Origin of the sequence: Polaromonas hydrogenivorans, assembly GCF_040105105.1 — a bacterium.
GTDB classification, from domain to species: domain Bacteria; phylum Pseudomonadota; class Gammaproteobacteria; order Burkholderiales; family Burkholderiaceae_C; genus Polaromonas; species Polaromonas hydrogenivorans.
This window is the reverse complement of the sequence record NZ_CP157676.1, coordinates 123,674-149,345: the sequence shown is the minus strand read 5'-3', so window position 1 is coordinate 149,345 and position 25,672 is coordinate 123,674. Positions and strand designations below refer to the sequence as shown.

Genomic DNA, 25,672 nt, shown 5'->3' with positions numbered 1-25,672 from the left:
ACCACTGAACGGAGCGCTGACCTTTGACCGCTTGAGCTCGGTGTTCATCAGCAACACCAACCACGAGGAGAACCAGCCCGCGCACCTGCCGCTCAAGGACGCCAGCGTGCCGGTCAGCGTGAACCTGGCCCGATACGCCGGCCCCGAGAGCCGCTACTGACCGGCCGGGGTGTACGAGTTCGTCAGGAACGCCGACGCTACCTCCCGACTGCAGATCAACGCGCAAAACTGCGTGCACTGCAAGACGTGCGACATCAAGGACCCTACACAGAACATCGTCTGGGTCGCCCCGGAAGGTGGCGGTGGGCCAACTACGCCGGGATGTGAGTGCCGTGACGCTACCAAGCAACCATTGAGGGTTATGGCACGAAGTTTGAAGTGCCTGCTGAAACCACACTGGGCAAGACGCGCGTTGCCGTCACGCCCGAGGCGGCGAAGAAAATAGGTGGCCCAGGGCTACACAGTGCGAGTGCAGTCTGGCGCCGCCTTGGCGCTCGGTGCCACTGCCGAATCCTATCAGGCCGTGGGTGGGGAGATCCTGGACGCCTTCAGCAGGAGGTGCCGTCCAGTGTGTCACGCTTTTCCCGTCTTTCAGCGTAAGGATTACTAACGTTCAACGCCAGAAAATCCGACTCGACAAACGCTCAATGGTGCATCGAGAATGCATTTACTTAAAAATTTTTGGAAGACAAACATCATGAAAAGACGTCATCTGATCCAGATTGTTGCCGGCGTGGCGACTGGTGCCACTGTGTTGGCGGCCAACGCGCAGTCTAAATTGGTAGACCAAGTCTGATCCCGTACAGGTCTATGTATTGTTTTTTATCAACACGATCCGTTCGCAATGGCGGCTCACCAATGGGATGCTCGAACATGAACAAATTAATGCGGCTGCACTGGCTCTGGGTGCTTGCCTTTCCGTTTTCGGCATCCCTGGCGCAGGAGGGCGCGCGCCCCGCCTTGAAACTGGTCGTTCCCTATTCTGCCGGTGGCAGTACCGACTATGTGGCGCGGTTGCTGCAGAAACCACTGAGTGAAATACTCAACCAGCCTGTCATCATTGAAAACAAGCCCGGTGCGGCCGGAACCATCGGGACCGACTTCGTCGCGAAAGCAACTCCAGACGGCAACACGCTCGTATTCGGCAATCAAGGTCCGAACGCTATCGTGCCAGCGGCTCGGCCGACCCCTTACGATCCGATCAACGATTTGCGCCCACTGACGACGGTGGCCTTCATGCCGCTGGTCCTGATGACCTCCGCAGACCTGGGACCCAAGACGCTCAAGGAATTCCTGCAGCGGGGTCGTTCTCCTGGTACCACGATGAACTATGGCTCTTCTGGCACCGGATCCCTGGCACACCTCACGGGTCATGAGTTTTCCCGCCAGGGTAAGCTCGATATGACCCATGTGCCGTACCAAGGCGGCGGTGCAGTGACCACTGCGTTATTGCGCGGTGAGATCCAGGGATCCTTCGCCACAGGGCTTGAAAGCGCAGCGTTGATGCAGTCGGGCAAGCTCCGGTTCCTTGCGGTGACGTCTGCCAAGCGCCTGCCTACGCTTGCAGATGTTCCCACTTTGGCCGAAGAGATTCCTGGATTTGAAAGCACGCTGTGGTTCGCGGTGTTTGCTCCCAAGGGTACCCGTGACGATGTGGCGGAGCGCCTGCGAAACGCCGTCGTCAAGGCCGTAGAGCGACCCGAGTTCCAGAAGTACCTGGCAGCGCGTCACGCCGAAGCCCGGACCAGCACCCCGCAGGAACTCACCCAACTGGTCAAGCAAGACATGGCACGCTGGGGTGATGTGGTGCGTAAGGCGAAAATTCCGATGTGAGGCTTGGGAACTTTCCTATAGCAGGACAGATTGCCCTGGCACGATGCAGTAAGGGCCCGGAAAAGGCCCCTACGAGCCAAATGGATATGAACCATGACCTCCCCAAGTGATGATCTGTCTCCGCTGGCCCCTTTGCGGGCTCCAGTCTTTCGCATGCTGTGGACCGCCTGGCTGACGGCTAACATCTGCATGGCAATGAACGATGTCGCGGCGGCGTGGAAAATGACCACCCTTACCACGACACCGATCTGGGTGGCCTTGGTGCAATCTGCCGCCACGATACCCATGCTGCTGCTGGGCTTGCCCAGCGGCGCCCTGGCCGACATCCTGGACCGCAAGGTCCTGTTGCTGTTCACCCAGGTCTGGGTTGCCACGATGTCTGCCCTGCTGTGCGCCGCGATGTTTCTCGACCTGATGACGCCGCCGCTGCTGCTCGCGCTGACCTTGGCCAACGGCATCGCCATGGCCGTGCGCTGGCCGGCCTTTGCTGCCATCGTGCCGGCCCTGGTGCCGCGCAAGCAGTTGCCAGCGGCACTGGCGCTCAATGGCCTGGCAACGAATATCTCCCGCATCGTGGGACCGTTGGTGGCAGGAGCTCTGATCGCGGCAGTGGGTACTGTCTGGGTATTTCTGCTCAATGCGGTCATGTCCGTCTTTGCAGCCATCACGATCAGCCGATGGCGCCAAGAGAAGAAAGTGAAACAAGGGCCGCCGGAGCAACTGGGAACGGCGATCAAGGCAGGCTGGCAGTTCATGCGCCAGTCCCTACAGTTGCAAGGTGTACTTTTACGAGTGACTCTGTTTTTTTTCCACAGCTCAGCGCTCCTGTCTTTGCTCACCTTGTTGGCCCGGCGACTTGAGGGCGGGGGTGCAGGCACCTTCACGCTACTGCTTGCCAGCATGGGACTTGGTGCCGTGACAGGAGTAGGTGCCGTTCCCGCCCTGCGTCAGTGGATGGCGCGTAATCGACTGGTGTTGCTGGGTTCGCTCGTGGTCGCCACTTGCATGGTGCTGATGGCAGCAATTCCATTGCTCGCCGTGGCGATTCCGGTGATGATCGTCTGCGGCCTGGCATGGTTGGTGACCGCCAGTACGTTAAGCCTGTCTGCGCAGCTTTGCTTGCCTAATTGGGTGAGGGCGCGCGGGATGTCCATGCAGCAGATGTCGTTGTTCGGAGGAAACGCCTTGGGGGCGGCGTTCTGGGGCGCCATCGCCACCTGGACCAGCGTGCCAATAGGGCTGATGCTCGCGGCGGCCTCACTCGTCATCTGCATGTTCGCGGCCACCCGCTGGGCTCCGGATATTGACAAGATATTGGATATGACGCAGCACGAGGACATTCTCAAACCACAACCAGAAACGCTGCCAGCAAGTAGGCAGGTCCTGGTAGCGATCGAGTATCGCATCGACCCGACGCGCTCTGCAGATTTTCGGAAACTGATGCAAAAGGAAAGCCGAGCGAGCCGCCTGCGGTTGGGGGCTGTCTCCTGGGACCTGGTACGCGACATCAATCTTCCGGGTCGATTTGTGGAGCACATCGTTGATACCTCGTGGGAAGATTATTTACGCCGCTACGAGCGGCTGAGCGTGGCCGACGCCCAGCTGCATGAGCATCGCAAGGCCTTTGTATTGCCAGGAGAACCCTTGCGGGTAACGCGCTATCACGTGGAAACACACGACTGATGCTTCCCATATATCGCCATGCGACCCAATGATTGACAAGGAGACGATGTATGAAAATCACCTCGGAATCGGGACGTGTGTACGATGCAATTCCCCAGTTGGGGCGCCTGCGTGAGCAAGTCTTGATGGGCGATGTGTGGAAACAGCCAGAGTTGTCGTACCGTGACCGCATCCTGTTCACCTGCTCCGTGCTTGCCGCGACCGGCAAGGTCGATGAATTGAGGGTATGGATGGCGCGTGCGGTCGAGAACGGTATCAGTCTTGACGAACTGCGTGGCCTGGTCGTTCAAGTGGCTTTCTATGCCGGTTGGCCTGCGGGCTTATCGGCCGGCAAAGCCGCTTTGGAACTGTTCGAAGCGCAAACGCAATGAGCACGGGAACGGCATATACGCTTCCAATGCATTGCAATGCAATGCAATGCATTGAGATGATAGTTGGCTGATTGACGGGCGCCATGAGAAATTGTTTTTTTACGCAGGAGTTCAACTATGCCGCTATCTAAAGCCTCATCACGCCGGGAAGTGCATCACCGTGTCATTGATATGAGGGCTTATGCCAGGGACGACGGGCTTTACGATGTGGAAGCACATTTGGTGGATCTGAAGCCGTTCACGCATAAACGCTTCAGCACAGACGAACCTACGCCAGCGGGACAGCCGATGCATGACCTTTGGGTTCGGATCACTTTGGACGGTGAATATGTGGTGCGCCAGATTGAGGCTGCGGCGGACGTTACCCCGTTTGCGATCTGCAAGGAGGCCGAGTCCACCTTGTCGGTCCTGGTGGGTGAACGCATTGCCCGCGGCTGGTCGTCTGTGGTTAAAGAGCGTCTGCGCGGCGCGGCCAGTTGCAATCATCTGATGGAGCTTCTGATTCCCCTGGCGACAACGGCCATGCAGGGGATCGTTTCCTTGAATTCCGAGCACAATGGAAACAAATTGAATGCCAAAGGAGTGCCTGTCAAAATCGACAGTTGCTACGCCTACGGCCGGCAGCGTGAAGTGGTGCAGCGCTTGTGGCCGCAACACTATCAATCGCCATAGAGCGCATGTGGACCGCTTCCTTATGGTCAGTCCTCGAAAACCCCAGTCCTTGCAACCCGTTGCACCTCGTAATCCTTCCGGCCAGGCGCCACCGCGCCGTTCTGGGTCGGTGCGGCGAACGTCGTCACTAGACATGAGCTGGCCGCAGGGGTGGCGTGGGATGCTGCTGATCGACGGTCGTGCGCGCGACAAACTTATACCAATCCCGTGTCATGAAATTACCGAAGCCGAAGGCAGTATTGCCCAGTTTCGGGAGCACAGGGAACGGATAGCGCCAGGGATTTGCGTGAAGGCATTCCAGGCCTCGCAGCAGGCGTCGACTATTTGCTCATAACCGTCGTAGCAGCGGTTGGCCAGGTGCCGGTCGCGCAGTTGCTCCCACACCTGCTCGGCCGGGTTGAGCTCGGGTGAGCCTGCGGGCAGCGGCAACAAGGAAACGTTTGGGAACTGCGGCAGTTTGGGCGTGGTGTGCCATCCCGCGCGGTCCAGCACCAGCACGGCGTGGCGTCCCGCAGGCACCGCCTCGCTCAGGGCCTGCAGGTGATGGGCCATCGCCTCGGTATTGGCCTGCGGCATGACCAGACCGACCGCGCTACTCTGCTGTGGACAGACGGCACCAAAGATGTAGGCCGATTCGGACTGCTGCTGGCGCACCACCCGAGGGCGCGTTCCCTTGCGCGCCCACAGGCGCGTTTGCGTGCCGCGCTGGCCAATGCGCATTTCATCTTGAAACCAGATGTCCACTTGCTCAGGCGCAATGCCTTGCGGCAGCGTTGCCTCGACTTCCTGGACGAAGTTTTTTTTTGAATTCGGCTTGTGCCACCGGATCGGCGTAGGGACTGACGGCGCGTGCTGAAATCCATACCAGCCCCAGGCGTTTGAGCAAGTCATACACACCGTTCAGGCTATAGGCCACGCCAAACTGCCGGGCCAGCAACTGGCGTATGTCTTCCCCCCGAACCCGGCCGCCGCCGCGTTCGCGCTGAAGTTGCTCGACCGCCTGGCGAAACGCCTCTTCGTGCTCTTTGGCAAGGCGCTGCGTACTCCAGTCGTGCGGCAGACCGGCCAGACGGGCCACGCCGCCGGCGGTAAACCATTGCACCCAGCGCATGACCGCGTGGCGGCACGCGTGCAGTGCAGCCGCCACTTCGAGATAGCTCTTGCCCTCCTTGAGGTGCGCCAGCGCGATCAGGCGCAGTCGCCGGCGCCCATCCTTTTCTTTGCGGGCCAGACGGTCAAAATCATAGGGCTGGAACTGATCAATGATTTGCTGAGATAACATTTTCGCAACCTCCATCAAGAGCCAATATCGTTCAGACTTCGATCGCTGGCATTGGTTCTTTATCCATCGGGATTGGTATTACGCCAGCTGACGGGGACATGCCCGTACTGATCCAGCAGGACCAACTGCTGGTTGAGCTGTCGCGAGACCGCTCGATACAGTCTATCAAGGCTATGCCTGACCGCCCGGCAACCGGGAAGCTGGTGGGCACAAACTGCGGCAACGGGCTGCGCCGTGCGATCAACGACGCCCTGCCTCTGGAGCAGGCGGCAGGCGCTCCGCTCTACCTGCTGCTCGATGATCTCGCAGGCGCCAGCCTCATCGCCAGTCGTGCCTGGAGCCGCTGTCGCGTTCCCGGTGCGCCGCAGGAATCTTTTCCGAGCCCACAAGAGCTCAAGCTACGTGCGCAACAGTTCCAGGAAATCGTCGGGGTGTGCATCGGGTTCAGGGCTGGTTCTAGCGCCTTGAGCGACTTCGACGGCATGGCTCAGAACAACCACCCGGTTGTCGATCTTCCTAACCCTAGCGATTCGCTGGGTTGGCATCCCATGCCCGAGTGCGCCGAAACGTCACTTCGGCGAGCCCGCCGCATCGATGTCTGGTATGACGGAGTCATCCACCTCGATGCGATGTTTCAGGACAGTGCCTACACCCCCGGTGGCACTCGCGTGGGGATACACGAATACACCTTACAGGCCATGGTCGATCCCGACACGTTAGAGTTGCTGTCGTTGAATGCCGAGCCGCGCATCCTGCCCTACCCCGAGTGTCCCGCTGCGCCGGGCAACATAACGCGGCTGCTCGGCACGCAGTTGAGCAAGCTGCGCCGGGCGGTACCGGATCAGTTACAGGGCGAACTCGGCGGTACCCATTTGAACGACACGCTGCGGGCGCTGGCCGAGGTGCCTCAGTTGTCGCGCCGCTTGAGCCCGTCGGTCTTTTGACCCTTCAAACCGGTTTCGGTCTTGCTGGGCTTCAGGCCGGATTGGCCGAAAACTCCGATGGGGATATGAACGAGTGCGGTTGATCGTCGGAATTGCCCCTGCTCAGGTTGATGACGGTTAGTAGCGCTTACCCTATCGCGCACTAAAACCAACTCGACATAAATGAATCTAATTTGGATACTAGCGTTTTTTAGGAGACCTATATTCATGCCCACACCTGCCGACCTGTCCCACGATTTCGCCTCCATGGTGGCGAACACCCAGTACGAGAACCTGCCTGCCAGCGCGATCGAGGGTGCTAAGAAGAGCATCCTGGACACGATCGGTGTCATTCTGGGCGCAAGTGGCGTCGAACCTTCGGTACGGAGCGTGGTGGAACTTGTGCGCGAAGCCGGCGGGAATCCGGAAAGCTCGGTATTGGGGTTTGGCGGCCGGGCCCCTGCCTTGATGGCAGCGTTCGCCAACGGAGCGATGGCGCACTGCCTGGACTTCGACGACCACGCCCCCGAAGGCCACCACCCGAGCAGCTCCATCGTCCCAGCCGTTTTCGCGCTGGCTGAGCGCGCCGGCGGCGTATCCGGCCGCGAGATGATCGCTGCAGTCGCCGCCGGACAAGAGGTGTTCCTGCGGCTGCGTCGCAACGTCGAGTCGCGCAAGGACTGGCACCTGACGACGGTTCTGGGGGTATTCTCTGCGGCTGCGGCTGCGGCACGCGTGTTGCGCCTGAGCCCCGAAAGCGTCGGTGACGCCTTCGGCTATGCCGGAATGCAGTGCTGTGGCACCATGGAAATGATGTACAGCACAGGCAGCAGCCAGCGTGGCTTGTATGCGGGCTTCTCGACCAAGGGCGCGGTGCTGGCCGCCATGATGGCGCAGAAAGGCATCAGCGGCGTTCAGACCATGTTCGAGGGCAAGGCCGGTCTCTTCAACGTCTACTTTGGCGGCAAGTACAACCGCGAAGGCATGGTGGCCGACCTGGGCAAGGTTTATTCCGGCGGCGAGATTCTTTACAAGCCCTGGCCTTCCTGCGGCGTTTCGCACGGCTTCATCCACTCCACCCTCACGCTGATGAAGGAGCACAAGCTCACCATCGACGACATCAAGGAGTTGCGCGTCAACGTCGGCGACTTCGGGTTCGAACTGTGCACCCCGATCGAAGATCGCCGCGCACCGCAGACTTCCGCCGACGCGAAGTTCAGCATTCCCTTCTGCGTGGCCGTGGCGGCCACCCACGGATGGCCTAAGGTGGAGCACTTCTTCGGCGACGGCCTCAAGGATCCGGCCGTTCTGGCCGCAGCCAAGAAGGTCGTGCCGGTGCCGGACCCAGCCTTCGATTGGAACTCCAAGCTGCCCAAAGGTCGCCTGGACATCGAGACGGTCGATGGCCGCACTATTTCGATGGTGGGCGATGAGGTGCCTGGCGACGCCGAGTGTCCGATGAGCTGGGACTATCTGTACCAGAAATTCGAGGACACCGCGAAGCTGGCCGCCGTGCCTGCTTCCATGGAGAAGATGCGCAAGGTGCAGGAGATGGTTCGCCATCTCGAGACCCTTGACGATGCGACCGAGGTGCTGCGCGTTCTGGGTTAAGTCGGTTCTTGCCACGCCGGATCGATGCATGCCTCGCTTCGGCGTTGTCATTGATAGTTACATAGCCAGACGGACCACGCCGCCGGCGGTAAACCACTGCACCCAGCGCATGACGGCGTGCCGCGTCACGCGCAGTGCAGCGGCCACTTCGGTGTAGCTCTTGCCGTCCTTGAGGAGCGCCAGTGTGCGATCAGGCGCAGTCTGCGGCGTCCATCCTGCTCTTTGTGGGCCAGCCGGTCAAAGTCATAGGGCTGCAGCTGATCAAGGATGTGCTGGGATAACATTTTCGCAACCTCCATCAAGAGCCAATATCGTTCAGACTTCGATCGCTGGCATTGGTTCTTTATCCATCGGGATTGGTATTACCTCAGGCAACAGCGGCAAAAAACCGCTCGAAGGAAGAGCGTGTCATGCATGCTTCGGCTCCCCTGCAATCCAGCGAAGCAGCCGCCCGACATTGATCACCGCTGCCGTCACCAGGTGGGTCAAATGCGTCCTGGTCTGACCGGTATAACGCGTGCGGCGCATCGCATAGGCGCGCACGGCCTCGGAGATCGTACCCTCGATGCCTGCCCGCCGGGCGTAATCGGCTGAGAAGTCAGCCGTCTGCTCGTGCAGCGCCTCATGTTGCAGCTCAGGGCGCACGGTGATCTGTCGCTGTGGAAGGGTCGATTGGGTACAGTGCTCGTGCACCTTGCGGCCGCCACAGTTATTGCGCGACCAGCGGATCTTGATAATCGGCTTGCCGTACGGGCTGAGCGTCGGCAGCCAGTTCAGGCTGGTGTTGCCGGCCGGGCAGACGGCGCGCTGGCTGGCAAAGCCGTCGGCCTGCTTGGCTCGCCACAGGTTGTTGCGGCGCGTCGGACCGACCAGCTCAAAGCGGTAGTGCTCGCGAGACTGCACCAGAAGTGCTGAGTTTACGTACGCGGTATCGGTGATGTGCAGGCTGGGCAGTAGCGCGTTGTTGCAGCGCCGCATGAATCACAGGTGTCACCGCGTCGTCGGTCACAGTCGCCGCCGTCGTCTCGACGTTCGTGATCAGGTTCGGTGTGGCGGTATCATAGGTTTCCGTCAAATACACCTTGAAGCCGATCCACTCGGTCTGGCCTTTGCACCCACGGCGCGCCTCGGTGTCGTGCGGTGATGAGATGGCGCTGCCCGATAGCGGAATATCGTCCGTCGCTCGCCAGACCGCCCGGGGTTCATCGGCTGATCCTTCCGGCAGGAAGTTCTGCACCTACACCTTACGCAGCGTCTCCAGCGCCGGCAGCTGCCGCAGCTGTGCAGGCGCGTCCCACGCCGTCAGTGCGGCTAGCAGTGCCATGCCGTCGGCGCCGGTGTCGGTAAGCTGCACTTGCGCATGGTGTTGAAAAAAACGACCCCAGTTACTCTCACGCGTGGCTAGACTCCCAGCCAGAGCCTCAATTAGAGGCACGCATGTATCGCCGAATGAGAGTAGACGATTGAATCGCAGACCATAAATGCAACTTAGGAGACACGCCCCATGCATAGACGCAGACTTCTTCAATACCTGGCCACTTTGACGTCAAGCGCAGCCCTGTTCACCGCCCAAGCACAGGAAGCGGCTTTTCCGAATAAGCCGATTCGCATTGTTGTCGGGAGCGCGCCGGGCGCGCTGCTGGACGCGGCGAGCCGAGCTTATGCAGATCGGATGTCAGCGTATCTCAAACAGCCGGTCGTGATTGAGAATATGGCTGGCGCCAGCTCGATCCTGGCAGCGCGAACTGTGGCCAAAGCTGCGCCAGATGGTTACACGCTCTTGGCCGCTGCCAACACAATCGTGACGATTCCTCATATCAACAAAAAGGCTGGTTATATTCCCGCAAAAGATTTTACCGGGGTAGGTGATATGGCGAGGTCTCCATCGCTGCTTGTCGTCAGCGGTTCTTCGCCAATAAAGTCGGTCGCTCAATTGGTCGCAGCTGCCAAGAAGGCCCCAGGCGACATCACTTACGCGTCTGGCGGACAGGGTACGACATCGCACCTGCCAGTAGAGTTGTTTGCGAGGCAGGCCGGCATCACTCTTGCCCATGTCCCTTACAAGGGAAATGCCGCTGCAGTCCCCGATGTCGTATCCGGCAGGGTTGCCTTCATGATGGGTGCTGCGACTTCGTTCATCGAACTGATGAAGAGTGGCGCGGTGCGCCCGCTCGCAATCTCGTCAGAGTCTCGCTCACCGGCGTTTCCCGACGTTCCGACCTTCAAGGAACTGGGGTACTCTGACGCCACCTTCGATATTTGGGTCGGTCTCCTGGCGCCAGCCGGTTTGCCCAAGGCCATCCGGGCGAAGCTCGGTGATGCGATGGAAGCGGCAAGAGAGAACCAGGGCTTGCGCCAACGGCTGCAAGGCATGGGCCAGGATATCTCCAACGTCAGAACGCCGGATCAGTTTGATGCATTTCTCCGTCAGGAGGAAGACAAGTACCGCAGACTCATTATTGAGGCCAAGATCCAGGCCGAGTGAAATGTCCAGTGCACGCCCGCGCTAGTGCGCATTCGTTCCCATCAGCAAAAAAGCAAACCGAACTGGTACCAAAAGGATTGGATCAATCGCTGATCGGAAGTACATCCTCATGTTTTTTTGAAGAGCGAAGCTGGTCAAACTCAATTATTTTAGCTAACCGAGAAAGTCAGTTATGACCCGTGAAGTTGTAGTTGTCAGCGGTGTTCGCACCGCCATTGGAACGTTTGGCGGCAGCCTGAAGGACACGCCGCCCACAGAACTGGCCGCGCTGGTGGTTCGCGAATCGCTGGCGCGCGCTGGCGTCGAGGGCAAGGACGTCGGCCATGTGGTGTTCGGCCATGTCGTCAACACCGAGCCAAAAGACATGTACCTGTCACGCGTGGCGGCCGTCAATGGCGGCTGCGCCGAAGGCACGCCGGCTTTCAATGTCAACCGCCTGTGCGGCTCCGGCCTGCAGGCCATCATCTCGGCCAGCCAGTCCATTTTGCTGGGCGACACCGACATCGCCATCGGCGGCGGGGCCGAAAACATGAGCCGCGGCCCCTACGCCAGCCTGGCCACCCGCTTTGGAGCCCGCCTGGGCGACACCAAGATGATCGACATGGTGGTCGGCGCGCTGCATGACCCGTTCCACACCATCCACATGGGCGTGACGGCCGAGAACATCGCCGCCAAGTGGGGCATCAGCCGCGAGGAGCAGGACGCGCTGGCCGTGCAAAGCCACAACCGTGCCCAGAAGGCCATCGAGGCAGGTTACTTCAAAGAGCAGATCGTCCCGGTCATGCTCAAGAGCCGCAAGGGCGAGGTGGCCTATGACACCGACGAGCATTTCCGCCCCAACTGCACCAAGGCCGACATGGCCAAGCTCAAGCCCGTGTTCCTAAAGGAAAACGGCACCGTGACTGCCGGCAATGCCTCGGGCATCAACGACGCGGCCGCGGCCGTGGTGCTGATGGAAGCCGGTGTTGCCCAGGCGCGCGGCCTGAAACCCCTGGCCCGCCTGGTGGCCTATTCCCATGCCGGCGTCGATCCGAAATACATGGGCATCGGCCCGGTGCCCGCCACCCAGCTGGCGCTGAAAAAAGCCGGCCTCACGGTCAATGACCTGGATGTGATCGAAGCCAACGAAGCGTTTGCCGCGCAGGCCTGCGCCGTCACCCGTGACCTCGGGCTGGACCCGGCCAAGGTCAACCCGAACGGCTCGGGCATTTCGCTGGGCCACCCGATCGGCGCGACCGGCGCGCTGATCACCGTCAAGGCGCTGCACGAGCTCAAGCGCATCGGGGGCCGCTACGCGCTGGTGACGATGTGCATCGGCGGCGGGCAGGGTATCGCGGCAATTTTCGAGCGCATCTGATGCTGAGAAGTATTCAAATCAAAAAATTGTTGTTGCTTTGCAGTTTGTGCAGTCAACCTGTACGTGTTTGAGGAGAAGTCAATGGCCTTTTTACGTCAATGCCTGCAGGAGCTTCGCGCCCGGCATGGCGATCCAGATGCACATTTTCTAAATGATCCTGAGTGGCTTGAGGAGTGCGGAAAAACCTCTTTTCATGACGAGCCATTCTCAGCGCGTCAAACAAAATCATCAACCCACCAAGCCACCCCACCATGCTTCGAACTTTACTCAAATCCAAAATTCACCGCGTCGCCGTGACCCACTGCGAGCTGCACTACGAAGGCTCGTGCGCCATCGACGAGGACCTGCTCGACGCAGCCAACATCGCCGAGAACGAGCAGGTCCACATCTGGAACATCAACAACGGCGAGCGCTTTATCACGTATGCCATCAAGGGCGAGCGTGGCTCTGGCATGATTTCGGTCAATGGCTCGGCCGCGCGCCGCGCCTGCAACGGCGACCTGCTAATCATCGCCACCTTTGCCCAGGTGCACAACGATCAGGTGGCCGGACATAGCCCCCAGTTGGTGTTCGTGGACGACACCAACCGCCAGACCGCGTTGCGCCACCAGGTGCCAACGCAGCAGCGGTGATGCCGCGCCCGGCTGGCTTGATGCCAAGTGTTACGCCTTTGACGGAGGTCCAGCTGTGACAGTTGAATCGTTGCTCGCCCGAAACCGCGCCTGGTCTCACCGCATGTGCTGCGGCGATGCCGACTTCTTTGCGCGCCTGGCGCGCCAGCAAACGCCCGCCTACCTCTGGATCGGCTGCTCGGACAGCCGCGTGCCGTCGAACCAGATCCTCGACCTGGCCCCGGGCGAAGTGTTCACCCACAGGAACATTGCCAATGTGGTGGCCAGCAGCGACCTGAACTGCCTGTCGGTAATCCAGTTTGCCGTCGATGTGCTCCAGGTGCGCCACATCATGGTGGTCGGCCACTACGGCTGCAGCGGCATCCGCGCCGCGCTCGAGGGCCAGCGCCTGGGGCTCGTCGACCACTGGCTGGCGCATGTGGGAGCGGTTTACACCAAGCACCAGCCAGCGCTGATGGCGCTGCCTGCGGCCCAGCGGGTCGACAGGCTGTGCGAGCTCAACGTGGCCGAGCAGTTTCACAACGTGTGTCAGACGCACGCCGTGCGCGATACCTGGGCGCGGGGCCAGCCCTTGTCAGTGCATGGCTGGGTCTATGGCCTGCAGGACGGACTGCTGTCCGAGCTTGGGCTCACCGCGTCAAGCCCTCATGCTGCGGATGGTACGTATCAGGATGCGCTTAAGGACATGGCAACCCCCCACTTCAAGGCCCGGCAGCCTACGGCAAGCGATGGACGCTTTGAAGACATTTCAAGAAGCAATGAGGAAGCGGTGTCAAGCGCCGAAAGTGCACTCAGACCTGGTACGAAGAAACAGAGCAGCAAATCTGGCAGCACTGCCTCCAGATGTGCGGCATAGCCGCATTCAAGCAGTTCTTCGCCCATGAATGCTGCGCCATCGCCGTCACTCCATCCTCTGAAGTGAATACAGCAAAAATAGTCAACCACATAGAGACATAGGAATCGCACCATGAGCGCAGGCACAAAACTTCCAGGCACTCCCGAGCCCATGCACCGGTGGCAGGGCAGTGGCAGTATCGCTATCGCAGGCGATGCCTGGGGCGACCCGAACGGTCCGTTGGTGGTGCTCCAGCATGGCGGGGGCCAGACCCGTCATGCGTGGAAAGGCACCGGCGAGGCGCTGGGGGCGGCCGGGTATTACGCGGTTGCCTTCGATGCACGCGGCCACGGCGACTCGGATTGGGCGCCCGATGGGCTGTATGGGCAAGATGTGATGGTCCAGGACCTCCAGTGCGTGATCGCCGCGCTCGGCCAGCACCGCCCGGTGCTGGTCGGCGCCTCCATGGGCGGGGGCACCAGCCTGGTCGCCGTTGGCGAAGGCCATGTTGATGCCAGCGCCCTGATCCTGGTCGATATCGCGCCGCGCATTGAAACGAAGGGCATTGACAACATTCAGGCCTTCATGAGCCAAAAGCCCGAAGGCTTCATTTCCCTGGAAGAAGTCGCCGAGGCGATTGCCACCTACCAGCCGCAGCGCGTGCGCCCCAAAAGCCTGGAGGGCCTGGCCAAGAACGTGCGCCTGGGCAGTGATGGCAAATACCACTGGCATTGGGACCCACGTTTTCGCGCCGGCACGCGTGACCTGCAGCGGCGCCAGGAGCGCCTGGAAGCGTGCGCGCGCGCGCTTGCCGTGCCGACCTTACTGGTGCGCGGCGGTCTGTCCGATGTGCTCAGTGAAGAGGGCTCGCAGCACTTCCTGGACTTGTGCCCGCACAGCGAGTACGTCAACGTGACCAGTGCCGGGCACATGGTCGCCGGAGACCGCAACGACGTCTTTGGCACCAGCGTGATCGAGTTTTTGAAGCGTTCGGTACCGCCCAGCATCCCGCCAGGACATGCTTCGCGTCCCGTCAGCACGCCCCCCGCCGAGTCTGGCGGCGATATCAACGATGTTCCATGAGGATTGGGTGCGCCTTTTCATGGCGAGCCGATGGAGCAGTTGTCGTCTGATGAATGGCTGCCCTGCAAGAGCGCGGGCGCCTGGGCAAGGGTGCGCCCGGCAGGGCATGGGTCAAAGACCAGCCTGCTGGAAACAGAAAAGCTCGCGCAGATCGACGAGCAACACGAGTCAATGAAGGATGCAAATGACGAACCAAGACATCCTGTCCCAGCACGGCCCCCGAGAAGCGATGGAGTACGACGTGGTCGTGGTCGGCGCCGGCCCGGGCGGGCTGTCGGCGGCCATTCGCCTCAAGCAGCTGGCCGCTGAAAAAGGCACGGAGATTTCCGTCGTCGTGCTCGAAAAAGGCTCCGAGCCCGGCGCGCATATTCTCTCGGGCGCGGTCATGGACCCCAAAGCCTTGAGCGAACTGATCCCCGACTGGAAAGCGCTGGGCGCGCCGCTCACCCAGAGCGTCACCGCCGACGAGGTACTGTTCCTGAGCGAAACCGGTTCGACCAAAACCCCTGCCTTTTTCGTTCCCGACTGCTTTCACAACGACGGCAACTATGTCATCAGCCTGGGCAATGTGACCCGCTGGCTCGCTGGTCAAGCCGAAGCCCTGGGCGTGGAGATCTTTCCCGGCTTTGCCGCCGCCGAGGTGCTGTACAACGACGACGGCTCGGTCCGGGGCGTGGCCACGGGTAATTTGGGTGTCGGCAAGGACGGCGCGCCGACGGACAACTTTCAGCTCGGCATGGAGCTGCACGGCAAGTACACCGTGTTTGCCGAAGGCGCGCGCGGCCACCTGGGCCGCCAGCTCATCAGCCGCTTCAAGCTGGATGAAGGAAAAGACCCGCAGGCCTACGCACTGGGCGTGAAGGAGCTGTGGGAAATCGACCCGGCCAAGCACCGGCCCGGCCTGGTGGTGCACACCGCCGGCTGGCCGATGGACAGCAAAACTTATGGCGGCGGCTTTCTGTACCACCTGGAAAACAACCAGGTCACGCTCGGGCTGGTCACGGGGCTGGACTACAGCAATCCGTACCTGAGCCCTTTCGAGGAAATGCAGCGCTGGAAGACGCACCCGAGTATCAAAAAATACCTCGAAGGCGGCAAGCGCATCGGCTACGGCGCGCGCGCCATCACCGCCGGCGGCGCGCTGAGTTTGCCCAAGACGGTGTTTCCGGGCGGCGCCTTGATCGGCTGCGAGGCCGGCTACCTCAACGCCAGCCGCATCAAGGGCAGCCACGCGGCGATCAAGACGGGCATGCTGGCGGCCGAGGCGGCGTATGCGGCGGTGAGCGCCGGGCGCCAGCATGACGAGCTGGGAAGTTACCCCGAGGCCTATGCCAAAAGCTGGCTGGCCGACGAACTCAACCAGGCGAAAAACTTCAAGGCCTGGTTCAAGAAGGGGCTGTACGTGGGCGCTTTGATGACGGGCATCGAGCACTGGCTGCTGCCGCGCATCGGCATCAAGACCCCGCCGTGGACGATCCACCGCCACCAGCCCGATTACGCCATGCTCAAACCCGCTGCCGAGTGCCAGCCCATCGTTTACCCGAAACCGGACAACAAGCTGACCTTTGACCGCCTGACCTCGGTGTTTATCAGCAACACCAACCATGAAGAACACCAGCCGGCGCACCTGACGCTCAAAGACGCTAGCGTGCCGGTCAATGTCAACCTGGCGCTGTATGCGGGGCCGGAAAGCCGCTACTGCCCCGCCGGGGTGTACGAGTACGTGAAGAATCCGGACCAGTCCGAACGGCTGCAGATCAACGCGCAGAACTGCGTGCACTGCAAGACCTGCGACATCAAGGACCCGACGCAAAACATCGTCTGGGTCACCCCGGAGGGCGGCGGCGGGCCGAACTACTCCGGAATGTAATTGAATTTTTATTTCAAATTCGCCAAACCCTTCGTGGCCGGCGCGCGCGGCTTTATCGACGACGTGATCTTGCCGCACGAAACCCGCAAGCGCATCTGCCGTTCGCTGGTGATGCTCAAAGACAAGAAACTCGAAAATCCGTGGCGCAAGCACGGAAACATTCTGCTGTAAGCCCAGGAATAAGACTATGTTCACCAAAATTCTGATTGCAAACCGGGGCGAAATCGCCTGCCGCGTTATTTTCACGGCCCGCAAGATGGGCATCAAGACCGTCGCGGTGTATTCCGACGCCGACAAGGATGCCCGCCATGTGGAACTGGCCGATGAAGCCGTCAACATCGGCCCCGCGCCCAGCCGCGACAGCTACCTGCAGGCCGAAAAAATCATTGCCGCCTGCAAGCAGACCGGCGCGCAGGCGGTGCATCCCGGTTATGGCTGCCTGAGCGAAAACGCTGCGTTTTCCAAACGGGTGGAAGAAGAGGGCATCGTCTTCATCGGCCCCAAGCATTACTCCATCGCGGCGATGGGCGACAAGATCGAGTCCAAGAAGCTGGCCGGCGCGGCGGGCGTGAACTGCATTCCCGGTGTCAACGATGCGATTGAAACGGCTAAGCGCGCCGTCGAGATTGCCCAGGGCATCGGCTACCCGGTCATGATCAAGGCCAGCGCTGGTGGCGGCGGCAAGGGCCTGCGCGTCGCTTTCAACGACAAGAAAGCGTTTGAAGGCTTCACCAGTTGCCGCAACGAGGCGCGCAACAGCTTTGGCGATGACCGCGTGTTCATCGAGAAGTTTGTCGAGGAACCACGGCACATCGAAATCCAGCTGATCGGCGACAGCCATGGCAATGTAATTTACCTGAATGAGCGTGAATGCTCAATCCAGCGCCGCCACCAGAAGGTGATTGAAGAAGCGCCATCGCCTTTCATCAGCGAAGCAACGCGCAAGGCCATGGGCGAGCAGGCCGTGCAGTTGGCCAAGGCGGTCAATTACCAGAGCGCAGGCACGGTCGAGTTTGTCGTCGGCAAGGACCAGAGCTTTTACTTCCTGGAAATGAACACCCGCCTGCAGGTTGAGCACCCGGTCACGGAGTGCATCACCGGGCTGGACTTGGTGGAGTTGATGATTCGCGTGGCCGCTGGCGAAAAACTGCCGCTCACGCAAGCTGAAGTCAAGCGTGACGGCTGGGCCATCGAATGCCGCATCAATGCCGAAGACCCGTTTCGCGGCTTTTTGCCCTCGACCGGCCGGCTGGTACGCTTTCAGCCGCCCAATGAAACGATGTTTGCGTCGGACACCTCGAAGTGGTTCGGCGTGCGGGTCGATACCGGCGTGCAGGACGGCGGGGAAATCCCGATGTTCTACGACTCGATGATCGCCAAGCTCATCGTTCACGGCACCGACCGCTTTGATGCGATTGCCAAGATGCGCGAAGCGCTCAACAGCTTTGTGATTCGCGGTGTCAGCAGCAACATTCCGTTCCAGGCGGCCTTGCTGGCGCACCCCAAGTTTGTTGCGGGCGATTTCAACACCGGCTTCATCGCCGAAAACTACGCCAACGGTTTCCGTGCCGAGGACGTGCCGCACGACGACGCCGATTTCCTGGTGGCGCTGGCCGCGTATGTGAACCGTCGCATCTTGGCACGCGCTGCGGGAATCAGCGGGCAATCGCCCGGGCACGGCGTGATAGTAGGCGAAAACTATGTGGTCATTGGACTGGGCAGCAGCGGCACAAATACGCAACAGTATGCCCGGGTACGTGATTTTCAGGCGATTTTTGGCTCCAGCACAGTAGAGACGGGCGACAAGCGCTATGAAATATGTAGCGGATGGCACCTGGGCGGCGCTCGCATTCGCGGCACCGCCAACGGCCAGCCGTTTGCCGCGCAGGTCGAACGCGGCGTGGGCAAGAATCCGCTGGCGATACGCATCATCCACAACGGCACCCGGCTCGATACCATGGTGCTGTCGCTACGCGCTGCCGAACTGCATGCGCTGATGCTTCACAAGGCGCCGCCTGACATGAGCCGCTTCGTGCTGTCGCCCATGCCGGGCTTGCTGGTCGAGGTGGCGGTACAGGTCGGCCAGAAGGTTCAGGCCGGCGAGCGTGTGGCGGTGATCGAGGCCATGAAGATGGAAAACGTGCTGTTTGCGACGGCCGACGGCATCGTCGGAAAGGTGCTGGCCAGGAAGGGAGAGTCGCTGAGCGTGGACCAGCCCATTGTGGAGTTCGCATGAGGGACGAGGTATTGGTTTGGTTAGCACAAGGCAGCCTGCCCAGCGTGGGTGGCGCCGTGGGCGCTTCGAGCAACGCCAGCAGCATGAAGCCTTCTCCGCTGACCATCTTGGCATACTGCTCGCGCTCCTTGTCGCTGCGCGGCAGGCGCGTATTCGGCACGCGTTTGTTGTGGGCAGATTTTTTCACCGACCTGGGCGGCCATTCGCTGTTCGCGGCGCGCCTGGCCTCGGCCCTGCGCACCGACCCGCGCTTTGCGCACATCACGGTGCGCGATATTTACCAGAACCGCACCGTTGGCCGCATCGCCGAGGCACTGGACCAGGCCCATGCGCCTGGCGTACCGGTCGATGCAAGCTGGCTGCCGCCGCCTCGCCTCAGGCGCTGGACGTGTGGCGTTGCCCAGGCCGCTGTGATCCCGGGGCTGGTGGCGCTGCACATGGCCAGTGGCTCGCGCCGTTTTTCACCTACCATTTCTTTACCGGGGATCCTGAAGACTCAATGGCGCTGGCCATCGCCGCGTTCGTCGGTGTCTTTTTGCTGCTTTCCACTTTATTGGAGTTTGCTGTCGCCATTGCCGGCAAGTGGTTGATCGTCGGACGTCTTAAGCCAGGGCGTTACCCGCTGTGGGGCGTCACGTACTACCGCTGGTGGCTCGCTGACCGTCTGCTCGAGGCGGCACCGGCGTACCTGCTCAGCGGATCTTCGCTGTACGCCTGGTGGCTTCGGGCGCTGGGCGCCAAGGTTGGGCGCGACGTCGTCATCGGCTCGATCACCCTGCGTGCCCCGGACCTGCTCACCCTGGGGGATGGGGTGAGCATTGGCAATGCTGTCAATCTTGAAAACGCACGCGTTGAGCACGGCGAGCTGATCATCGGGCCTATTGTGCTCGAGCGCGAAGCCTGCATCGGCTCTTATGCGGTGCTCGAAGGAAATACGCAGGTTGGCGCTTACGGGCATCTGGCCGGCCAGTCGGCATTGGGCGAGGGACAGGCGCTGCCTGCGGGACGCCTCTGGCAAGGCTCGCCAGCTCGCGACGCGGGTGCCTTCGACCTTGCAGCGCGGCCCGAGCGGCCCGCAGTCGGCCGCTGGCGCAGCTTCCTCGAAGGCGCGTATTTCGTCTTGGGCGCCTTGTTGATCACCACCGTGTTTTTTCTGCCGGTGTTTCCCAGCTTCATGCTCATCGACTGGATCGACGCCGCCGAAGGCTTTTCCGCATTCAACAGCAACGCCCTGGCGTTTGAGCTGGTTAAGTATTTTGTTCTGGCTTTTCCCGCCACTGCCGTGATGATTGTCTGCACTGTGCTGCTCTCGGCCGGCATCCGCTGGAGCGTCTTGCCGCGCCTCAAGCCGGGGCGCTGGCCGGTGCACAGCAACCTGTACTGCGCCAAGTGGCTGGTCAACCAGATTCAGGAATCGAGCCTGGCCGTCCTGCACGGCGTCTATGCCACGGTGTATGCCCCCTTCTGGTACCGCTTGCTGGGGGCCAAGGTGGGGCGCGACGCGGAAATTTCCTCGGCGCTCGGTCTGGTGCCCGACATGCTCACGCTCGGGGATGAAACCTTCATCGCCGATGCGGTCATGCTGGGCGACGAGAGTATCGAAGGCGGCTGGATGTCGATGCGACCGACAGTAATTTCCCGGCGCAGCTTTGTGGGCAATGGCGCGTACATTCCCGATGGAACGACGCTGCCGGAAAACGTGCTGATTGGCGTGCATTCGAGCGCGCCGGCCAACGAGGCCATGAACGACGGGGACACCTGGCTCGGTTCCCCGCCGATCAATCTGCCTGCACGCGAGCATACCAGCGGCTTTCCCGAGCACCTGACCTACCGGCCTTCGCCGTTTCGCCGACTGGCGCGCGGACTGATCGAGGCTTTTCGCATCGTCGCGCCGCATGCCATCGTGACCGCCGTGGGCTACACGGTGGTCCTGGCGATCATGCCTGCCGCCGGTGAAGAGCGCTGGGGCGACGTCATCTTTTACCTGACAGGCGCAGGCCTCCTGTATGGCATAGGCACCTTCTTCTTTGTCGCCGCCATCAAGTGGTCGATGATGCGGCGCTACCGTAAACGCAGTGTGCCGATGTGGACTCCGTTCGTCTGGTGGTCTGAGGCAGTGACCAATCTGTACGAAGGCATCGCCGTGCCCAATTTCTTGCGCTACCTGCGCGGCACGCCGCTGCTGCCCGTCGCCCTGAATTTTCTGGGCTGCCGCATCGGCCGGGGAGTGTATCTCGACACGACAGACATCACCGAGTTCGATTGCGTCACGATTGGCGACTACAGCGAGCTCAATGCACTGGCCTGTCCACAGACCCATCTGTTTGAAGACCGCGTGATGAAAGTCGACCAGGTGGTCATCGGCAAGCGCGTTTACATGGGACCGCGCAGTGCGGTGCTTTACAGCGCAGTAGTGGGCGACAATGCCTGGCTAGGGGCGCTGACGCTGGTGATGAAGGGGGAGTTCATCCCTGCCGCCTCGAGCTGGAAGGGCTGCCCGGCTGCGCCTGCGGACAGCTGACATGGACCGATCACAAAAACTCGTGCCAGTCCATGCGTGGCCGCAGGCCATGAAATGCGCCGTCGATGCGCTGGGCTCCTGGCAGGCCCTGACGGTGATCAGCGTTGCCATGCCTGCCACGACCGACCGCTCGTTGGCCAGGGAGTTGGTGCGCACGGCACTGTGCGAGACGCTCGTGGCGTATCTCGGCCCAACGGCGGCATCGCTCAAGCTCGTGTCGTGCCCTGGGCAAGCCCTGCGGCTCGATTGCCATGTTGCACAACTGAGCGTTTCACTAAGCCACGCGCCAGGGTTCAGCCTGGCGGCCATTGGCAGGCAGGGCCGTATCGGCGTGGATGTGATGGCGGCTGACCGGGCCGTTGAGGCGATGCCCGACTGGGCGGATGTGGCGCGGGACTATCTCGGCCCCGCTGTGACGGCCTGGCTGCAGGGTCTATCGCCTGTTCGGCGCCCGTTGGCTTTTGCCCAGGCCTGGACGCGGCTCGAGGCATGCCTGAAGTGCCAGGCGATGGCGTTGACCGAGTGGACGCCTGCCGTGGCGCTGCAGTTGGCCCCTTGCAGCGTCAGTGCGCTCGCCTTGCCTGAAAACTACCGTGGCGCAATCGCAATCGCAATCGCAACCGACAGCGAACGCGTGGCCTGAAGCGCTCCATGCGCCAGACCGACTGAAAAAAGGTTTTGCCTGGCCCTTGGTCCTCAAAAGCCATGCGCGCTCCTGACCAGCATGAGCACGTCCGCAACGCTGCGCCCGGGGGCGGCCATGGCTCGGCAAAACAGGTCCAGCACATAGTACACGGTAGCTGTGGGCACAGGTACCGAATAGCTGAGCGCCTTTTCACCTGTGACGATCACCAGCCCCCCTTCCTGGCGGCGTACCTCGACAAACTTGCTGCGGTCCGCGCCGTGGTGGCCGAAGCGCACCGAGGGTATCAAGCCCATCAAGGTGGCGATGACGGCGGGCATCTCCTCGGGCGTGAGCTGGAGCACCAGCTTGCGCTCCCAGGCGTAGCCCCCGCCGGCGCTCAAGGCATGGGCCGAGTCGATGCTCACCACGAGAACGCCCAGAAAGTCGCCGCCCCGGCGGTGCGGTGTGACCTCCAGTGTGTGCGCAGCCGCCTTGCCAAACAGGCGAAGCCGCAGCCGTGGCTCGTGCGGTGCGCCTGCGGCGCTGGTTGGGCCGGCGAGCGCATCGGGCCGCTCGCGCTCGAAGCGGGTGGGCAGCACGGGCAGGCCGGCTGACAGATTTGACGCCGGCATGTCGTCCATGGGTTCCTCCTCCCAGACGGGCGCCTGGCCATCGGGCGGGCCGTCTTCATCGTCCTCGGGCCAAGGGAACAATGGCGTGTCTACGGCCCTGTCTTCATGGCTGTCTGGTCCGGCCTTTTTCGGCGAGTCCTCTTCAGCTTGACCGGCTTCCAAGGGCAACACGGCGGGCAGCCAGGCGCGCAGCGTGTCCACGTCCGCAGGGTTGCCTGCCAGTTGCGTGATCCGGTGCTGCATGTCCCAGCCTTCAGCCCGGAGTTTCAGGCCGCAGGCAAACAGGCTTGCACTGGTGAAGGCCAAGCCGTGGGCGGCCAGGCGCTCAAGCAGGGCAGGGCGCGTGCAGCCAGCTGCCCAGCTGAGCAAGCTCAGCTCGCCCGGCGCCTCCCGGCCCCGCGCGGCCAGAATCAGGACGCTTTGGAGCTTTTCCCGCGCGTGCGTTTCCAAATCCTCCATGAAGCAGGCAAGCCCTGCCGCATCGGGCGCGGGCGTGCCGCGCGAGGCGCACACCTGGCGCCACAGCTGCTCGAGCGCCGCGTCCTGGCTCTTGAGGGTTTGTGTTGGCTGCATGCTTGGTGCCTCAGCGCGGAAAAGGGTTGACGAGGTGCGCGCCCAAGCGGCTCATGACGCTGGCGTCCTTGAAGCCGCATCGCCGCTGGATCTCCTGCAGCGGCACGCCGGCGTTGAACCACAGCGCGATGCAGGTGTTGCGCAGCGTGTTGGGCCCCATGTGGGCTAGAAGGCCTGGATCGAGCGTCGCGTGGGGCGCAGGCTCGGCGAGCAAGCCGGCTTGGGTCAGGCAGCGCGCCAGGTGCGCCTGGCAGATGTTGTACAGGCCGTTGGGCGCAATGGCGCGCCCGATGCGGTCGCCCACGACCAGGCGGCTGCCCGGATGCAGGGCAGGCAAGCCCACCGGGCGCACCTCGAGCCAGGCGTGCAGGGCCCGGCTGGTCTCCAGGTCGAGCTGCAACACCCGTTCGTGCCCGCCGCCGACCTTGCGCACGCGCAGGGTGTACAAAGCAGCCGATCCGGCAGACGAGCCGGCCGAGTCCGCGCCCGGTTGGGCACAATCGAGCGTCAAGCCGATGATCTCGCGCACGGTGAGCGCCGCGCGCATCATGAGCAGCAGCGCCAGGCGGTTGCGCCTGGCCTTGAAGTCGTCGCCGCCGGGAAAGTGTTCATACAGGCCCTCGAGCAGCGCGGTCCACATGGGGCCAGGCAGCGCCAGCGAAGGCACACGCTCGGTGGCCGGCGGCTGGGCGCCCTCGGCGGGATTGACCGCAACCAGACCTATAACCAGCGCATGCGCATACAGGTCGCGCAGCACGCGCCAGTAGCGCCGCCGCGTGACGGGCGAGGTTTTCTTCAAGGAAGAGCGCGGGCCGATGGTTTGACAGAACCGGGCGATGTCGACGCTGCGCGCAGCGTCCCAGGCGACGCCTTGCACCGTGCAAAACGCCAGCCAGTGGCGCCAGATCAATTCAACCTGCTGAAAGCCGGCCGCGCCCATAGGTTTTAACGCTTTGCTCGCCAGCCGGGCGGTCTGCCAGGACGCAAAGAACGCGTCGGGGTCCGAAGCAGTCACGTCGCTCATCGCGATCACCTTCCTGTCTAAATTGCATTTACAACAAACCCACCCAACAAATCATACGCCTTCCCGCCCCGTAACAACCCCCTCTTGAAAAGCGAAGCCCGACTTTGGTTTTCCTCATTCCCCCTCAAGGCGGGGGCGGGAGAAGTTTTCCAGGAGGTAGGCATCCGCTGGTCAAGCTTTTGAAGCCGATGCACCGGGACCTCTGAGGAGCGCAGCCGCCCGGGGTTTTATTCCCTCATCTTCTTCTCTCGCCTCAAGCGGGGGCGGGGAGGGGCAGGTCGTCCAAGGAGTATTCAGAGATGAGTTTGTTGTAAATGCAATAAATTTGATTTGGATAGAGGTCTCTGCTGCATAGCCGAGGTGCCAGCGTTCAAGCATGAGCAACAAAGCCAGGTAGTCTTTCAACCGGATGTTGGTCATAACCCAGCAGCGCGCTTTTCCCAGCTCGCCCGTGATCAGCACCTGCGCACCGCCATAACCGGATTTCCTTGCTGATGTCCTCATCCTTGACGCTGACCGGATCAAAAATGATGCCGTTTCCCACGGCTACAGCGGCCTGCCTGGATCACCCCGCTGGCCTGTCAGGCGTGTTCTGCCTGAGGCTCAAAACGGTGAATGTTCGCCAGCTTGTCGGCGATCTTCTCGCGCGCCATGGCCAGGTCATACCGCGCCTGCAGCGCCAGCCACCAGCCATCGCTCAGGCCAAAGAACCGGCACAGGCGCAGATCGGTATCCGCCGTGATTGACCGATGACCTGCGACGATCTCGCCAATGCGCGGGGCAGGCACGGCAATCTCCTTGGCCAGGCGGTACTTGCTCAGGCCCATGGGCTTCAAGAATTCTTCATCCAGCATTTCGCCGGGGTGAACGGGAAGGACTTCACGCATCACAAGGCTCCTTTCAGTGGTAGTCAACGATTTCGACATCATGGGCTGCATCGTCCTGCCAGACAAAGCAAACGCGCCACTGGTCATTGATCCGGATACTGTGCTGACCGGCACGGTTGCCCCTGAGCAGCTCCAGCCGGTTGCCCGGCGGTATCCGCAGATCATCGAGCCGTGCCGACACCTGCAATTGCTCGAGCTTTCGCAGCGCCGCCCGCTCGATGTTCACCCAGCGCTTGACACGTTTGCCTTGAAAGAGTGCTTGCGTGTCGGGGCAGACGAATGAACGAATCATCAGCAAATAATAACGCCTAACGTTATTAACGTCAAACGTTATTTCTCTATAACGGCAGGCATAAGGATTCCTTGCTGATGCGTAAAGTCGCGGCCGCAAACATGCGCCCCACTTGGATGTCGCTCCTTGCAAAAAGCATCGAAGCTACACGCCACGCGGGTTTGATTTATGCGCAACACCGCATCGGCGTCGTAGACCGCCGTGCCGGTGGCCCGTGACCACACAGTTGCTGGTCACGTTGCCGG

General features: G+C 61.6%; 25 protein-coding genes and 3 pseudogenes. 17 read left to right on the top strand and 11 right to left on the bottom strand.

Translation table 11 applies throughout. The features are described 5' to 3' along the window. Positions 1–7: 7 nt before the first annotated feature. The 5 genes and pseudogenes from ABLV49_RS21555 to ABLV49_RS21535 form a co-directional block, all read left to right on the top strand. Positions 8–322: pseudogene (locus tag ABLV49_RS21555) on the top strand (4Fe-4S dicluster domain-containing protein); the annotation flags it as partial. Positions 323–873: 551 nt separating this feature from the next. Further along, entirely contained in the window at positions 874–1,833 is a 960-nt protein-coding gene (locus ABLV49_RS21550) for a Bug family tripartite tricarboxylate transporter substrate binding protein (RefSeq protein ID WP_349282366.1), read from the top strand. Between the two features lie 93 nt (positions 1,834–1,926). Beyond that, on the top strand, positions 1,927–3,516 hold the full coding sequence (locus ABLV49_RS21545; protein ID WP_349282364.1) for an MFS transporter: 1,590 nt from the start codon (positions 1,927–1,929) through the stop codon (positions 3,514–3,516). A gap of 50 nt (positions 3,517–3,566) precedes the next feature. Next, positions 3,567–3,887, top strand: coding sequence for a carboxymuconolactone decarboxylase family protein (locus ABLV49_RS21540; protein ID WP_349282363.1), 321 nt, complete (start codon positions 3,567–3,569; stop codon positions 3,885–3,887). A gap of 117 nt (positions 3,888–4,004) precedes the next feature. Beyond that, positions 4,005–4,559: a DUF2889 domain-containing protein gene (locus tag ABLV49_RS21535; RefSeq protein WP_349282361.1), complete on the top strand. Its 555-nt coding sequence runs from the start codon at positions 4,005–4,007 to the stop codon at positions 4,557–4,559. Positions 4,560–4,769: 210 nt separating this feature from the next. Here the strand turns inward: ABLV49_RS21535 and ABLV49_RS21530 are convergent, their stop codons facing one another. Together ABLV49_RS21530 and ABLV49_RS21525 are read right to left on the bottom strand one after the other, a co-directional pair. Beyond that, complete coding sequence (locus ABLV49_RS21530) at positions 4,770–5,330, bottom strand: IS630 family transposase (protein WP_349282446.1); 561 nt, start codon at positions 5,328–5,330, stop codon at positions 4,770–4,772. Then, positions 5,308–5,841 carry a helix-turn-helix domain-containing protein gene (locus ABLV49_RS21525; RefSeq protein ID WP_349282360.1) on the bottom strand — a complete coding sequence of 178 codons (534 nt, stop codon included), beginning with the start codon at positions 5,839–5,841 and terminating at the stop codon, positions 5,308–5,310. The genes ABLV49_RS21530 and ABLV49_RS21525 overlap by 23 nt, the downstream gene beginning before the upstream one ends. 98 nt (positions 5,842–5,939) lie before the next feature. Between ABLV49_RS21525 and ABLV49_RS21520 the strand changes: the two genes are divergently transcribed. Both ABLV49_RS21520 and ABLV49_RS21515 read left to right on the top strand, forming a co-directional pair. Beyond that, a complete protein-coding gene (locus ABLV49_RS21520; protein ID WP_349282358.1) occupies positions 5,940–6,785 on the top strand; it encodes a DUF2889 domain-containing protein in 846 nt (281 codons plus the stop codon). Between the two features lie 207 nt (positions 6,786–6,992). Next, on the top strand, positions 6,993–8,375 hold the full coding sequence (locus ABLV49_RS21515) for an MmgE/PrpD family protein (RefSeq protein WP_349282357.1): 1,383 nt from the start codon (positions 6,993–6,995) through the stop codon (positions 8,373–8,375). Positions 8,376–8,432: 57 nt separating this feature from the next. On the opposite strand, the gene ABLV49_RS21510 is transcribed toward ABLV49_RS21515, so the two are convergent. The 3 genes from ABLV49_RS21510 to ABLV49_RS21500 form a co-directional block, all read right to left on the bottom strand. After that, entirely contained in the window at positions 8,433–8,522 is a 90-nt protein-coding gene (locus ABLV49_RS21510) for a hypothetical protein (RefSeq protein ID WP_349282355.1), read from the bottom strand. A 261-nt stretch (positions 8,523–8,783) separates the two neighbouring features. Further along, positions 8,784–9,278 carry a transposase gene (locus ABLV49_RS21505; RefSeq protein WP_349282353.1) on the bottom strand — a complete coding sequence of 165 codons (495 nt, stop codon included), beginning with the start codon at positions 9,276–9,278 and terminating at the stop codon, positions 8,784–8,786. Further along, entirely contained in the window at positions 9,250–9,612 is a 363-nt protein-coding gene (locus tag ABLV49_RS21500) for a hypothetical protein (protein WP_349282352.1), read from the bottom strand. The genes ABLV49_RS21505 and ABLV49_RS21500 overlap by 29 nt, the downstream gene beginning before the upstream one ends. Positions 9,613–9,879: 267 nt before the next feature. On the opposite strand from ABLV49_RS21500, the gene ABLV49_RS21495 reads away from it, so the two are divergent. Beyond that, positions 9,880–10,860, top strand: coding sequence for a Bug family tripartite tricarboxylate transporter substrate binding protein (locus ABLV49_RS21495; RefSeq protein ID WP_349282350.1), 981 nt, complete (start codon positions 9,880–9,882; stop codon positions 10,858–10,860). 172 nt (positions 10,861–11,032) lie between these two features. After that, a complete protein-coding gene (gene bktB, locus ABLV49_RS21490) occupies positions 11,033–12,217 on the top strand; it encodes a beta-ketothiolase BktB (protein WP_349282349.1) in 1,185 nt (394 codons plus the stop codon). Positions 12,218–12,269: 52 nt separating this feature from the next. On the opposite strand, the gene ABLV49_RS21485 is transcribed toward bktB, so the two are convergent. Beyond that, entirely contained in the window at positions 12,270–12,446 is a 177-nt protein-coding gene (locus ABLV49_RS21485; RefSeq protein WP_349282347.1) for a hypothetical protein, read from the bottom strand. A gap of 22 nt (positions 12,447–12,468) precedes the next feature. Here ABLV49_RS21485 and panD point away from each other — a divergent pair, with 22 nt between their 5' ends. The 8 genes and pseudogenes from panD (at position 12,469) to ABLV49_RS21445 (ending at position 22,037) form a co-directional block, all read left to right on the top strand. After that, the gene (gene panD, locus ABLV49_RS21480) at positions 12,469–12,849 is read left to right on the top strand and encodes an aspartate 1-decarboxylase (protein ID WP_349282345.1); all 381 of its coding nucleotides are present in this window, start codon (positions 12,469–12,471) and stop codon (positions 12,847–12,849) included. Positions 12,850–12,904: 55 nt separating this feature from the next. Next, complete coding sequence (can, locus tag ABLV49_RS21475) at positions 12,905–13,705, top strand: carbonate dehydratase (protein ID WP_349282343.1); 801 nt, start codon at positions 12,905–12,907, stop codon at positions 13,703–13,705. A 111-nt stretch (positions 13,706–13,816) separates the two neighbouring features. Further along, the gene (locus ABLV49_RS21470; RefSeq protein WP_349282341.1) at positions 13,817–14,767 is read left to right on the top strand and encodes an alpha/beta fold hydrolase; all 951 of its coding nucleotides are present in this window, start codon (positions 13,817–13,819) and stop codon (positions 14,765–14,767) included. A gap of 184 nt (positions 14,768–14,951) precedes the next feature. Beyond that, positions 14,952–16,637 (top strand): electron transfer flavoprotein-ubiquinone oxidoreductase, encoded by a 1,686-nt coding sequence (locus ABLV49_RS21465; RefSeq protein ID WP_349282340.1) that lies wholly within the window; start codon positions 14,952–14,954, stop codon positions 16,635–16,637. Positions 16,638–16,652: 15 nt separating this feature from the next. Beyond that, positions 16,653–16,808: pseudogene (locus ABLV49_RS21460) on the top strand (carboxyl transferase domain-containing protein); the annotation flags it as partial. Between the two features lie 16 nt (positions 16,809–16,824). After that, complete coding sequence (locus tag ABLV49_RS21455) at positions 16,825–18,873, top strand: acetyl/propionyl/methylcrotonyl-CoA carboxylase subunit alpha (protein WP_349282338.1); 2,049 nt, start codon at positions 16,825–16,827, stop codon at positions 18,871–18,873. A gap of 173 nt (positions 18,874–19,046) precedes the next feature. After that, positions 19,047–21,394 (top strand): annotated as a pseudogene (locus tag ABLV49_RS21450) (Pls/PosA family non-ribosomal peptide synthetase); the annotation flags it as partial. A gap of 1 nt (position 21,395) precedes the next feature. Next, the gene (locus tag ABLV49_RS21445; RefSeq protein ID WP_349282336.1) at positions 21,396–22,037 is read left to right on the top strand and encodes a 4'-phosphopantetheinyl transferase family protein; all 642 of its coding nucleotides are present in this window, start codon (positions 21,396–21,398) and stop codon (positions 22,035–22,037) included. 53 nt (positions 22,038–22,090) lie between these two features. Here ABLV49_RS21445 and ABLV49_RS21440 read toward each other — a convergent pair whose 3' ends face one another. The 5 genes from ABLV49_RS21440 to ABLV49_RS21420 all read right to left on the bottom strand — a co-directional run bounded on the left by ABLV49_RS21440 (position 22,091) and on the right by ABLV49_RS21420 (position 25,427). Then, positions 22,091–23,224 (bottom strand): hypothetical protein, encoded by a 1,134-nt coding sequence (locus ABLV49_RS21440; RefSeq protein ID WP_349282334.1) that lies wholly within the window; start codon positions 23,222–23,224, stop codon positions 22,091–22,093. A gap of 10 nt (positions 23,225–23,234) precedes the next feature. Then, positions 23,235–24,248: a tyrosine-type recombinase/integrase gene (locus tag ABLV49_RS21435; RefSeq protein ID WP_349282333.1), complete on the bottom strand. Its 1,014-nt coding sequence runs from the start codon at positions 24,246–24,248 to the stop codon at positions 23,235–23,237. Positions 24,249–24,618: 370 nt separating this feature from the next. Then, positions 24,619–24,792 (bottom strand): hypothetical protein, encoded by a 174-nt coding sequence (locus tag ABLV49_RS21430; RefSeq protein ID WP_349282332.1) that lies wholly within the window; start codon positions 24,790–24,792, stop codon positions 24,619–24,621. A 37-nt stretch (positions 24,793–24,829) separates the two neighbouring features. Next, positions 24,830–25,135 carry a HigA family addiction module antitoxin gene (locus ABLV49_RS21425; RefSeq protein WP_029527801.1) on the bottom strand — a complete coding sequence of 102 codons (306 nt, stop codon included), beginning with the start codon at positions 25,133–25,135 and terminating at the stop codon, positions 24,830–24,832. Positions 25,136–25,148: 13 nt separating this feature from the next. Then, complete coding sequence (locus ABLV49_RS21420; RefSeq protein ID WP_029527802.1) at positions 25,149–25,427, bottom strand: type II toxin-antitoxin system RelE/ParE family toxin; 279 nt, start codon at positions 25,425–25,427, stop codon at positions 25,149–25,151. Positions 25,428–25,672: the final 245 nt, after the last annotated feature.

Bases quoted from the DNA above. Each gene is read 5' to 3' on its own strand.
- ABLV49_RS21435 (WP_349282333.1), bottom strand. From the start codon at position 24,248: ATGAGCGACGTGACTGCTTCGGACCCCGACGCGTTCTTTGCGTCCTGG.
- ABLV49_RS21420 (WP_029527802.1), bottom strand. From the start codon at position 25,427: ATGATTCGTTCATTCGTCTGCCCCGACACGCAAGCACTCTTTCAAGGC.
- ABLV49_RS21535 (WP_349282361.1), top strand. From the start codon at position 4,005: ATGCCGCTATCTAAAGCCTCATCACGCCGGGAAGTGCATCACCGTGTC.
- ABLV49_RS21425 (WP_029527801.1), bottom strand. From the start codon at position 25,135: ATGCGTGAAGTCCTTCCCGTTCACCCCGGCGAAATGCTGGATGAAGAA.
- ABLV49_RS21465 (WP_349282340.1), top strand. From the start codon at position 14,952: ATGACGAACCAAGACATCCTGTCCCAGCACGGCCCCCGAGAAGCGATG.
- ABLV49_RS21455 (WP_349282338.1), top strand. From the start codon at position 16,825: ATGTTCACCAAAATTCTGATTGCAAACCGGGGCGAAATCGCCTGCCGC.
- ABLV49_RS21525 (WP_349282360.1), bottom strand. From the start codon at position 5,841: ATGTTATCTCAGCAAATCATTGATCAGTTCCAGCCCTATGATTTTGAC.
- ABLV49_RS21495 (WP_349282350.1), top strand. From the start codon at position 9,880: ATGCATAGACGCAGACTTCTTCAATACCTGGCCACTTTGACGTCAAGC.
- ABLV49_RS21485 (WP_349282347.1), bottom strand. From the start codon at position 12,446: ATGATTTTGTTTGACGCGCTGAGAATGGCTCGTCATGAAAAGAGGTTT.
- ABLV49_RS21545 (WP_349282364.1), top strand. From the start codon at position 1,927: ATGACCTCCCCAAGTGATGATCTGTCTCCGCTGGCCCCTTTGCGGGCT.
- ABLV49_RS21445 (WP_349282336.1), top strand. From the start codon at position 21,396: ATGGACCGATCACAAAAACTCGTGCCAGTCCATGCGTGGCCGCAGGCC.
- bktB (WP_349282349.1), top strand. From the start codon at position 11,033: ATGACCCGTGAAGTTGTAGTTGTCAGCGGTGTTCGCACCGCCATTGGA.
- ABLV49_RS21540 (WP_349282363.1), top strand. From the start codon at position 3,567: ATGAAAATCACCTCGGAATCGGGACGTGTGTACGATGCAATTCCCCAG.
- ABLV49_RS21470 (WP_349282341.1), top strand. From the start codon at position 13,817: ATGAGCGCAGGCACAAAACTTCCAGGCACTCCCGAGCCCATGCACCGG.
- ABLV49_RS21515 (WP_349282357.1), top strand. From the start codon at position 6,993: ATGCCCACACCTGCCGACCTGTCCCACGATTTCGCCTCCATGGTGGCG.
- ABLV49_RS21550 (WP_349282366.1), top strand. From the start codon at position 874: ATGAACAAATTAATGCGGCTGCACTGGCTCTGGGTGCTTGCCTTTCCG.
- ABLV49_RS21520 (WP_349282358.1), top strand. From the start codon at position 5,940: ATGCCCGTACTGATCCAGCAGGACCAACTGCTGGTTGAGCTGTCGCGA.
- ABLV49_RS21440 (WP_349282334.1), bottom strand. From the start codon at position 23,224: ATGCAGCCAACACAAACCCTCAAGAGCCAGGACGCGGCGCTCGAGCAG.
- panD (WP_349282345.1), top strand. From the start codon at position 12,469: ATGCTTCGAACTTTACTCAAATCCAAAATTCACCGCGTCGCCGTGACC.